Below are 11,199 nucleotides of genomic sequence, written 5' to 3' on the forward strand. Positions count from 1 at the left end.
GTCCCCGCATATGATGATAGTAACCAATATGCAGGAGGAAGAGAGATGAAGAAACGAAGGTACCAGGACGTCGCAGTAACCCATTTAAGAGAATATTCCTCAATCTATCTTTTTGTCATTGTCCTGTTTTTGATGGGAGTCATCTTTGGGGCAGTAATCGTGAACAGCCTCAGCTTTACTCAAAAAGAGGATTTATTCTATTACTTATCTCAGTTTTTTGGCCAGGCCGCTTCCGGAAAAGTAGCAGATGGAAAAGATTTATTTCTACAAAGCTTCTTACACAATGGGAAATTCATCGGACTAATCTGGATCCTCGGAGTTTCCATCATAGGGCTTCCGGTCATACTGATCCTGCTTTTTATGAAGGGAATGGTTGTTGGTTTCACAGTCGGCTTCCTTGTCAATCAAATGCAATGGGACGGATTTCTGCTCTCCTTTGTATCCATCCTGCCGCAAAACTTCATCATCATTCCGGTATTCATTATTACGGCTGCAATGGCGGTGACCTTTTCACTGAAAATGATCCGGAACCAATTCATGAAGAAAATCAACCAGCCAATTATGCCGCAGTTCTTTAGATATATTTTTTCATTTGTCGCCGCTCTTGTCTTCCTGGCTGTGGCGGCAGGAGTCGAGGCTTATTTATCACCGGCATTATTGAAAGCAGTCATTAATTCGATAAATTAAAATTAATCTTAAATGATAAAAACTATTGTTTCTTATTTGTAATAATTTTATTTTGAATCTCATTTTCCTTCTGGTATAATATAAGAATAGTGGCGGGGGAGTGAGAGTTATCGAAATGGAAAACAGAATTGAGAGAATCAAGAAACAGCTGCATTCGTCCAGCTATAAATTAACGCCTCAGCGTGAAGCTACGGTTCGCGTTTTGCTTGAACATGAAGAAGACCACTTGAGTGCGGAAGATGTTTATTTGCTTGTCAAAGAGAAATCTCCTGAGATCGGTTTGGCAACAGTGTACCGGACACTTGAGCTGCTGACTGAACTGAAAATTGTTGATAAAATTAACTTTGGGGACGGTGTATCCCGTTACGATCTCCGCCAGGAAGGCGCTGCCCATTTCCACCATCACCTCGTCTGCATCGAATGCGGAGCAGTGGATGAAATCCAGGACGACCTTCTTGAAGATGTTGAAGAAATCGTTGAAAGAGACTGGAAATTTAAAATTAAGGACCACCGCCTGACTTTCCATGGTATTTGCCACAGATGCCAGGAAAAAGAACCGGCTGAAACTGAATGATCCCAAAACCCTTTTTCCATGAGAAAGGGTTTTTTATTTTCCTATTAAAATTGCTTCAGTAAAAGGTATAATTCTTGTCCAAATTGGCATACAGATTAGTAATTAAGTAAAGTCGAATAGAACATGAGACGACCTTGAAAAAACTCATGGTCCTATGTGTCGAGTTGGAGGCAAGTAAAATGAAATCTTGGTTCGGATTAGTCATGCATACCATTAAGGTGTTTATATTATTCACTGGATGCACAATCTTATTTTATTATGGTATCATGTGGGTTAACGAAGAGTATGAAAGCTATCATCGATATGACGCACCAGAGGGAGCAGCCATAAAGGTGTCAGGTACTTTTGACGAAGAAAAAGGAAGTATGCTTGAAAGGCTGATACTGTTTTATCTGAATGGGGAGTAATAAACATGGAAGACAGGCTTGAAGACTTTATCCACTTTTTAGTTGTTGAAAAGGGACTTTCAAAGAACACAATCGTGTCCTATAAACGAGATTTGAATAGCTATATCACTTATTTGAAAAATGTTGAACAGCTTGGAGACTTTAATGGTGTGCAGCGTCCTCAGATTGTTCATTTTCTGGGTCATTTGAAAGACGCAGGCAAATCATCAAAAACATTGGCAAGACACATAGCCTCGATCAGAGCTTTCCATCACTTCCTGCTTCGAGAAAAGGCAGTGGACCATGATCCAACTGTGCACATCGAGAGTCCTCAACATGAACGTTCCTTGCCAAAAGTATTGAGCATGGAAGAGGTCGAGATACTTCTCGACAGCCCGAAGCTGACAGACCACTTTGGTTATCGTGATAAGGCAATGCTGGAAATGATGTATGCTACCGGCATCCGTGTGAGCGAGTTGATTGGATTAACGCTATCTGATGTCCATCTGACAATGGGGTTTGTCCGCTGCATGGGAAAAGGCAGCAAGGAAAGGATCATCCCGATTGGCAAGACAGCTTCAGGCGCAATTGAGCAATACCTGGAAAAGGGAGGCCCAAGCTGGTATCAAAAAAACATAAGGATGACGCTTTATTTTTGAATCACCATGGGAAAGGGCTATCACGCCAGGGCTTTTGGAAGATTCTTAAGCGCCTTGCGACAGAAGCAGGCATTGAGAAAGAATTGACTCCGCACACGATGCGCCATTCATTTGCAACCCATCTGCTTGAAAATGGGGCAGACCTTCGCGCTGTGCAAGAGATGCTCGGCCATGCGGACATCTCGACCACCCAGATTTATACCCATGTGACAAAGACGAGATTAAAGGACGTATATACAAAGTTCCATCCTCGTGCATAATTAAAAGTTTGACTATTTGCTTTTGCGATGCTGGGACCATTTAACAGGCTGTTTTCCAATTGCTTAATAGTTTCATAGAATTGTCATAAAAAGCCGTCTAAAAGTCGGCTTTTTTTCTTGTGTTTTTAATTATATTTAGTACAATGAGGATGTCAGACTTCTGACAAATGAAAACGCAAGCATTCGATTAACTGAAACAAAAAAGGGTATCATAAAATTGTAAATAGGTTAATAACGCATTCACACTTTTAAGGAGGAGAAGGAATGTCTCATACATATAAAAGAGTATTTTTAGTCGTTATGGATTCAGTCGGAATTGGAGAAGCACCAGACGCGGAAAAGTTTGGAGATAAAGGTTCCCATACATTAGGCTATATCGGAGAAAAAATGAATGGATTGAAAATGCCTAACATGGGTGAACTAGGACTAAGTAATATCGAGGAAATCAAAGGTATCGCACCTGCAGAAAAGCCGCTCGCCTATTATACTAAGATGGAAGAAGCTTCCAATGGCAAAGATACAATGACTGGTCACTGGGAGATCATGGGTTTGAATATCCAGACTCCATTCCAGGTGTTCCCTGACGGGTTCCCGGATGAGTTGATATCCGAGCTTGAATCACGTACTGGCAGGAAGATCATCGGCAATAAACCGGCAAGCGGAACAGAAATCCTTGTTGAGCTTGGCGAAGAGCATGTGAAGACAGGTGCCTTAATCGTCTATACATCTGCTGACTCAGTTCTGCAAATCGCTGCTCATGAAGAAATCGTTCCAATTGAAGAGCTTTATGACATTTGTAAAATAGCCAGGGAATTGACACTTGATGAAAAATACATGGTTGGAAGAGTAATCGCAAGACCATTTACCGGTGAACCAGGGGACTTCAAACGTACATCCAACCGTCATGACTATGCGTTGAAGCCATTTGGCAGAACAGTTATGAATGAATTGAAGGACTCAGGCCTTGACGTACTGGCTATCGGTAAAATCTCAGATATTTATGACGGTGAAGGTGTGACTGAATCTCTGCGGACGGTGTCAAACATGGACGGAATGGATAAATTGCTCCAAACTTTGGATCAGGATTTTACAGGATTAAGTTTCCTGAACCTTGTTGACTTTGATGCTCTATTCGGACATCGTCGCGATCCAGAAGGCTATGGAAAGGCACTTGAAGAATATGATGCCCGCCTTCCCGAGGTATTCGAGAAATTGAAAGAAGATGACCTGCTCATCATTACAGCTGACCACGGAAATGACCCGGTTCATTACGGAACTGACCATACGCGTGAATACGTGCCGCTCCTTGTTTACTCAAAAGGAATGATTGAAGGAAAAGAACTGCCTGTTCGTAAAACCTTTGCTGACATCGGTGCAACTGTGGCAGAAAACTTTAATGTCAAAATGCCTGAACACGGAACAAGTTTCCTGAAGGAATTGAAATAAGGAGAGGATTTCATGGATTACAATCAAATTCAAACAGCAGCATCATTTATCAATGACAAGCTTAAACAACAACCGATCATCGGATTGATTCTCGGTTCTGGGCTTGGTGTCCTTGCTGAGGATATCGAAAACCCGGTTAAGATTCCCTACAACGAGATTCCAGGGTTTCCGGTTTCCACTGTAGAAGGGCACGCAGGACAGTTGGTTTGCGGACAATTAAGCGGAGTGGAAGTAATCGCAATGCAAGGGCGTTTCCATTATTACGAAGGCTACAGCATGGATAAGGTTACCTTCCCGGTTCGCGTTATGAAAGAACTTGGAATTGAGAAACTAATCGTTACGAACGCAGCCGGCGGTGTGAATGAAAGCTTTGAGCCAGGCGATTTGATGATCATTACGGACCATATCAACAATATGGGAACGAATCCGCTCATCGGGCCGAATGATTCGCATTTCGGCGTCCGCTTCCCAGATATGAGCGAAGCCTATTCAAAAAATCTAAGAAGAATCGCAAAAGAGGTCGCTGACAAGAACAACCTGACAATTAAAGAGGGAGTATATGTCGGCAATCCTGGACCAGTTTATGAAACACCAGCTGAAGTAAGAATGATCCGGACGATGGGCGGAGACGCAGTCGGAATGTCTACAGTACCGGAAGTAATCGTTGCGAAACATTCAGGACTAGAAGTGCTCGGCATCTCTTGCATTTCAAACATGGCAGCAGGGATCTTGAACCAGCCATTAAGCCATGATGAGGTAATTGAAACGACTGAAAAGGTGAAGTCAAGCTTCCTTTTACTAGTAAATGAAATTGTAAAAACGTTAGGAAATAAGTAAATATAGCTTCTTGGCTAAATAATGATAAGTGGTGATATTGATGAGAATGGTTGACGTTATTGAGAAAAAACGTGACGGACATGAATTATCAACTGAAGAGATCCAGTTTTTTGTTGATGGATATACAGATGGCTCAATTCCTGATTACCAGGTAAGTGCGCTGACAATGGCGATTTTTTTCCAGGGAATGACGGAAAAAGAACGCGCAGACCTTACAATGGCAATGGTTAAGTCTGGTGACCAGATTGACCTATCTGCGATTGAAGGTGTGAAAGTTGACAAGCATTCTACAGGTGGTGTAGGTGATACTACGACTCTTGTTCTAGGGCCTTTAGTGGCAGCTTTGGGTGTTCCGGTTGCAAAAATGTCCGGTCGCGGACTTGACCACACGGGAGGAACGATCGATAAATTGGAGGCTGTTGAAGGTTTCCATGTTGAAATCGACAATGAGGAATTCATCAATCTTGTAAATAAAAATAAAATTGCGGTTATCGGCCAAAGTGGGAACCTGACTCCTGCTGATAAAAAGCTCTATTCATTGCGTGATGTAACAGCAACCGTTGACAGCATCCCATTGATTGCAAGCTCGATCATGAGCAAGAAGATTGCTGCTGGAGCGGATGCAATTGTCCTGGACGTGAAAACAGGCGCAGGTGCATTCATGAAGACACTTGATGATTCACGTGAACTGGCTAAGGCGATGGTCCGAATCGGTAATAATGTCGGCCGCAGGACGATGGCTGTCATTTCAGATATGAGCCAGCCTCTTGGCTATGCAATCGGTAACGCATTGGAAGTTAAGGAAGCAATCGATACATTGAAGGGTGAAGGCCCAGAAGACTTGACAGAACTTTGCTTGACGCTTGGCAGCCACATGGTATTCCTTGCTGGAAAAGCTGACACCCTTGGAGAAGCACGCAGTAAATTAGAAGAAGTGATTAAGGACGGATCGGCACTTGAAACATTCAAGATATTCCTGGCATCTCAGGGTGGAGATGCTTCTGTTGTTGATGATCCAAGCAGGCTTCCTCAAGCAAAATATACTTTCGAACTTGAAGCAAAAGATGCAGGATATGTTTCCGAAATCGTTGCTGACGAAGTAGGAACAGCCGCGATGCTTCTTGGTGCAGGAAGAGCAACAAAGGAATCAGAAATCGATTTGGCAGTAGGTTTGGTATTGCGTAAGAAAATCGGCGACAAAGTTGAAAAAGGCGACTCTCTGTTAACCATTTTCAGCAACTTCGAGGATGTAAGCGAAGTGAAAGAAATGCTGTATGAAAATATTATGGTATCAAGCGAACATGTAGATGCACCGATTTTGGTTCATGAAGAAATTACAGAATGAATAAAGTAGAAAAAGCGAAGAGGAGACTCTTCGCTTTTTTTGTTGTATAAGAAAATATAAAATCATTTTTGTTTGGATAACTACATGTAGGTGTCTTAATCCAGCTCCAGCGCCTAGCCCCTCGAGTCGATTGCCTAGCTACGGCTTCTAACTCCTCGTGACGCTTGTCTAGTGTCGCCTCCTAGAAACTCCGAAACTTCAACTCCGCCGGCAAAAGCAAAAAGCGTTTCTTTGTCGGAGTCTCCAGTTTCTGCGTTTCTGGACAGTCGGCTTCACATATCGATTTCGGTCCTGCCAATGAATTCAAAGAACGACTTCACTGGCAGCAGGCCCCAGCGCTGGTCGGGGCTGAACGAGGCGCTGGCGCTTTTTGTTCTGTGCAAAAATATCGGTTTTATATACCTTGTTTGTATAAAAATGGATTCATTGGAAAAAATAGACCCTATAAAGATAGGAGGGTTATGGCCATGAATCTGAAAAAGTTAACGAGTTTACTGCTTGTTTTTTTGATGGGCGCTGCAATTATCTCCCCAAAAGGGTATGCGAATGAAGGAGACCCTGGACTCGCCAATGATGCCAGTTCAGCTATTTTGATTGAACGTGACACAGGTCAGGTTCTATTTGATAAAAACAGTCATGAAGAGCTGCCGCCGGCGAGCATGACTAAAATCATGACAATGCTCTTGATCATGGAGTCGCTCGATGAAGGAAGGCTGAAAATGGATGAAAAGGTCCGTGCCAGTGAATATGCCGCATCGATGGGGGGTTCTCAAATTTTCCTTGAGCCAGGAGAAGAAATGACAGTTGAGCAAATGCTGAAAGGGATAGCAATTGGATCTGGAAACGATGCGTCTGTTGCAATGGCTGAGAGGATTGGCGGCTCAGAAGAAGCATTCGTGAAAATGATGAATGAGAAAGTAAAGGAACTTGGTCTGAAGGATACGGTTTTCAAGAACACTACCGGATTGCCTGTCGATGGCTATTACAGCTCGGCATATGATATGGCTATGATGGCAAAAGAATTGTTGAAATACGAAAAAATTACCAAGTTCACAGGAACGTATGAAGATTACCTCCGTGAGGATTCTGAGAAGAAGTTCTGGCTGGTCAATACGAATAAGCTTGTACGTTTTTATCCTGGAGTCGATGGCCTGAAAACAGGCTTTACGAATGAAGCGAAATATTGCCTGACTGCTACAGCGGAAAAGGATGGCATGCGTGCGATTGCTGTTGTATTTGGAGCACCAACTTCCAAGACCAGGAATGCACAGGTAACGAAGATGCTGGACTATGCCTTCAGCCAATACCAGACCCATCCTATGTTCAAGAAAGGACATCCACTAGGAAAGGCAGCGATCAGTAAAGGTGACAAGAAGTCAATCAATGCTGTTACATCTGAAAGTGTCTCTCTCCTAACGAAAAAAGGAGCAGACGTAAAGGACGTAAAGCAGAAAATCACTTTGAGTAAAACTCTAAAAGCGCCAGTCGAAAAAGGAGACCAAGTTGGTACTTTGAAGCTGGTAAAAGACGGCAAGACCCTTGCGGAAACGCCTCTTGTTGCAGATGCAAAGGTAGAAAAAGCGAGCTGGTGGATTCTTTACAAGCGCTCGTTCGGTATGTTTACGAGAGCTGGAAACCAGCATTAACGCAGGCTCCGCATGGATTGTCGAAAACACTGCCATTCCATCTAGTTTTAGCGAATGAGCACTAGTTTTGTTCATTAGAAGGATTTGACCGAATCGATGGAGAATTTGACTCACTATACCAGATAAGGAGGCTTTGGATAGTGAGTCTTAACATTGATATTGAAGTGAAGCATGATGTCTTATTGATTCGAGTTAGTGGTGAATTGGATCACCATACTGCAGACCAGCTTCGCGAGCAGGCAACAAAAGCCCTTGAAAACGAAGAAGTCCGCCACATTGTCTTGAACCTCGAACACCTCACCTTTATGGATAGTTCGGGTCTAGGGGTAGTTTTAGGAAGGTATAAACAAATTAAGCAGCTCCATGGAGAAATGGTAGTTTGTGCAATTTCTCCGCCAATCAAAAGGTTATTTGACATGTCGGGTTTATTCAAGATCATCCGTCTTGAACCGTCAGAAGAATATGCATTAGAGAGATTGGGGGTTGCTTGATCTATGAAAAATGAAATGAATCTTCATTTTAGCGCATTAAGCCAAAATGAATCTTTTGCCCGCGTCACGGTTGCAGCATTCATTGCACAGCTGGACCCAACGATGGATGAACTCACCGAAATAAAAACGGTTGTGTCGGAAGCAGTAACAAACGCCATCATTCATGGTTACGAAAGTAATTCAGATGGAAAAGTGTTCATTTCTGTGATGATTCAGGATGGAACGGTGGAAATGCTGATTAAAGACGAAGGAATAGGGATTCCAGATATCGATGAAGCTATGCAGCCGCTCTATACATCCAAGCCTGAACTTGAAAGGTCCGGTATGGGTTTTACGATTATGGAAAATTTCATGGATGAAGTACAAGTGAGATCAGAGCCCGGCTTTGGGACAGAGATTCGTTTGAAAAAGCACCTGTCAAAGAGCAAAGCGCTGTGCAATTAAGGGAGTTCTGCTTATGGATGTGGAGGTAAAAAAGGATAATAGCCAAACGTATCTTAAGGACCATGAAGTCAAAGAACTGATTTTGAGAAGCCAGCAGGGAGATCAAGCCGCCAGGGACCTAATCGTCCAGAAGAACATGCGGCTTGTGTGGTCTGTTGTCCAGCGCTTTCTCAACAGAGGATATGAGCCTGACGATCTGTTCCAGATTGGCAGCATCGACCTCTTGAAATCAGTTGATAAATTTGACCTCTCGTATGATGTGAAGTTTTCGACGTATGCCGTTCCAATGATCATTGGAGAAATTCAGCGGTTCATCAGGGATGATGGTACCGTGAAAGTAAGCAGGTCACTAAAAGAAACTGGCAATAAAATCAGGAAAGCGAAGGATGAGCTTTCCAAGACTTTCGGCAGAGTCCCGACCGTCAATGAAATAGCCGAGTTTCTGGAAATTTCGCCTGAAGATGTGATCATGGCACAGGAAGCAAGCCGCAGTCCTGCATCCATCCATGAAACGGTGTACGAAAATGACGGTGACCCGATTACCCTGCTAGACCAGATAGATAATGGGGAAGAAGGCCGCTGGTTCGATAAAATCGCATTAAAAGAAGCAATAAATGAACTGGACGAACGGGAAAGACTGATCGTATATCTGAGATATTATAAAGATCAGACCCAATCCGAGGTCGCAGTCCGGCTCGGAATCTCCCAGGTCCAGGTCTCACGCCTCGAAAAGAAAATACTGCAGCAAATGAAAGGCCGTATGGATCTTTGAATCCATATGGCTTTTTTTCATTTTATAATAGGCCATCAATAGAGCTTGTTGGTGTTGGTAAGATACAGATTATGGAAAAACAGTTCACCAACAGATCTTGTTGACATACGAAAATTCCGGTTTATGGAAAAAAGGTAACCAATAGAGCTTGTTGATGCATTAAAATTCCTTATTGTGGAAAATAGATACGCTATTTGAGCTTATTGGCGCCGATAAAATACATATTATGGAAAAATAGTTCACCAACAGATCTTGTTGACACACGAAAATTCCGGATTATGGAAAAAAGGTAAACCAATAGAGCTTGTTGGTGCATTAAAATTCCTTATTATGGAAAATGAGGTCGCCTACAGAACGAATTGGCACTTGGAAAATACATATTATGGAAAATAAGACCACCAACAGACTTATTGGCATCATAAAACTACGGATCATGGAAAAACAGTTCATTAATAGCTGTTATTCACTCCCCCAAACTCTTCTTTACAGAAAAACATCCACCAATTGTAGCTACTTTCTTAACCATTTATTGGACTTCATGAAAAAGCGTTATGAACCCATACTAAATATACGAGGAAAACAATGTGTTGGAAGTGAAACTGATGGAAAAAACGATTTATATCCGCATGCGAAACCGCGTCCAGGTCAAGCCTGAGGAATCGCTTTTGTTAGAGGATATTGCGCAAATCATTGCCAGTGAGGATATTTATGATGAATTGGCAGCACTAAAGGTCCTTAAAGTTACGCCTAAGGATCATATCCACATTGTTGATGTCATGAAGGTCATTGAATATATCACGGGGATATACAGGGATCATGAGGTTCAGGCAGTTGGACCGCCGCAAACAATTATCGAGGTGATTTACAAGAAAAAAGGAATGTCAATTCCATTTTTTATCCTCGTCTGGTTCCTTTTGTTTTTCGGTGCAGCATTGACCATTATGAATTTCCATGAGGATGTCAGTATGCAAACGGTCCATGAGCGTCTTTACTACATTATGACTGGAGAAAAAGTAGAGAAGCCGCTTTTGTTCCAAATTCCTTATTCAATTGGAATAGGAGTTGGCATGGTGGTATTTTTTAATCATGTATTTAAAAAGAGGTTAAATGAAGAGCCCAGTCCACTTGAAGTTGAAATGTTCAACTACCAGCAATCGCTTGACCAATATGTAATCTTGCATGAAAACAAGGAAAGCGTGAAGCATATAGATGACGATTAGCATCTTATTCATAATGCTGGTGGGACTGGCGAGCGGGCTGGCGGTAGGGTCTGGATTTGTAGCGTTTTTGTCTGTTCTAGGAGTGATCCCCAGACTTACACAGCTTACGAAGACAATGAAATTGATTTCCTGGTATGAATGGTCTGTTGTCCTTGGGGCTCTCTTGGGAACTGTCGGCAGCCTTAGGGACCCACTTCTCAGTTTTTCTCCGCTGGTTATGATTCCGCTTGGATTGGCGGGGGGAATATTTGTGGGAATGCTGGCTGCGGCGTTGACAGAGGTCCTGAATGTACTTCCCATTCTCGCTAAAAGAGTCAGGGTGGATGACAAACTAGAAACGTTGCTTATGGCGATCGTGCTGGGAAAAGTATTCGGATCATTATTCCATTGGATTTACTTTGTTGGACGTTAAGGCTTTTGTGAATGCTGAAA

The 11,199-nt window shown here is 42.7% G+C and carries 12 protein-coding genes and 1 pseudogene; all 13 read left to right on the forward strand.

Features of this window, described 5'->3' with window-relative positions:
- Nucleotides 1-45: 45 nt before the first annotated feature.
- The 13 genes and pseudogenes from spoIIM (at nt 46) to LC048_RS06085 (ending at nt 11,179) form a co-directional block, all read left to right on the forward strand.
- The gene (gene spoIIM / locus LC048_RS06025) at nt 46-687 is read left to right on the forward strand and encodes a stage II sporulation protein M (RefSeq protein ID WP_023627454.1); all 642 of its coding nucleotides are present in this window, start codon (nt 46-48) and stop codon (nt 685-687) included.
- A gap of 115 nt (nt 688-802) precedes the next feature.
- Entirely contained in the window at nt 803-1,261 is a 459-nt protein-coding gene (gene fur, locus LC048_RS06030; RefSeq protein WP_041965288.1) for a ferric iron uptake transcriptional regulator, read from the forward strand.
- A gap of 179 nt (nt 1,262-1,440) precedes the next feature.
- Nucleotides 1,441-1,668: a YqzK family protein gene (locus LC048_RS06035; RefSeq protein ID WP_226602162.1), complete on the forward strand. Its 228-nt coding sequence runs from the start codon at nt 1,441-1,443 to the stop codon at nt 1,666-1,668.
- Nucleotides 1,669-1,673: 5 nt separating this feature from the next.
- Nucleotides 1,674-2,566 (forward strand): annotated as a pseudogene (gene xerD, locus LC048_RS06040) (site-specific tyrosine recombinase XerD).
- Between the two features lie 264 nt (nt 2,567-2,830).
- The gene (gene deoB, locus LC048_RS06045) at nt 2,831-4,012 is read left to right on the forward strand and encodes a phosphopentomutase (protein WP_306049721.1); all 1,182 of its coding nucleotides are present in this window, start codon (nt 2,831-2,833) and stop codon (nt 4,010-4,012) included.
- Nucleotides 4,013-4,024: 12 nt separating this feature from the next.
- Nucleotides 4,025-4,849, forward strand: coding sequence for a purine-nucleoside phosphorylase (locus LC048_RS06050; RefSeq protein WP_226602165.1), 825 nt, complete (start codon nt 4,025-4,027; stop codon nt 4,847-4,849).
- 40 nt (nt 4,850-4,889) lie between these two features.
- The gene (locus LC048_RS06055; RefSeq protein WP_306049723.1) at nt 4,890-6,194 is read left to right on the forward strand and encodes a pyrimidine-nucleoside phosphorylase; all 1,305 of its coding nucleotides are present in this window, start codon (nt 4,890-4,892) and stop codon (nt 6,192-6,194) included.
- Between the two features lie 473 nt (nt 6,195-6,667).
- Nucleotides 6,668-7,840 carry a D-alanyl-D-alanine carboxypeptidase family protein gene (locus tag LC048_RS06060; protein WP_306050456.1) on the forward strand — a complete coding sequence of 391 codons (1,173 nt, stop codon included), beginning with the start codon at nt 6,668-6,670 and terminating at the stop codon, nt 7,838-7,840.
- A 140-nt stretch (nt 7,841-7,980) separates the two neighbouring features.
- A complete protein-coding gene (gene spoIIAA, locus LC048_RS06065) occupies nt 7,981-8,331 on the forward strand; it encodes an anti-sigma F factor antagonist (protein ID WP_041965294.1) in 351 nt (116 codons plus the stop codon).
- A 3-nt stretch (nt 8,332-8,334) separates the two neighbouring features.
- A complete protein-coding gene (gene spoIIAB / locus LC048_RS06070) occupies nt 8,335-8,775 on the forward strand; it encodes an anti-sigma F factor (protein ID WP_226602167.1) in 441 nt (146 codons plus the stop codon).
- Between the two features lie 13 nt (nt 8,776-8,788).
- Nucleotides 8,789-9,547, forward strand: a complete 759-nt coding sequence (gene sigF, locus LC048_RS06075) for an RNA polymerase sporulation sigma factor SigF (RefSeq protein ID WP_306049727.1) — start codon at nt 8,789-8,791, stop codon at nt 9,545-9,547.
- A gap of 602 nt (nt 9,548-10,149) precedes the next feature.
- Entirely contained in the window at nt 10,150-10,767 is a 618-nt protein-coding gene (locus LC048_RS06080; protein ID WP_226602169.1) for a stage V sporulation protein AA, read from the forward strand.
- Nucleotides 10,757-11,179, forward strand: coding sequence for a stage V sporulation protein AB (locus tag LC048_RS06085; RefSeq protein WP_226602170.1), 423 nt, complete (start codon nt 10,757-10,759; stop codon nt 11,177-11,179). The genes LC048_RS06080 and LC048_RS06085 overlap by 11 nt, the downstream gene beginning before the upstream one ends.
- Nucleotides 11,180-11,199 lie beyond the last annotated feature (20 nt).

The organism is Mesobacillus subterraneus (assembly GCF_020524355.2).
GTDB lineage: Bacteria > Bacillota > Bacilli > Bacillales > Cytobacillaceae > Mesobacillus > Mesobacillus subterraneus_C.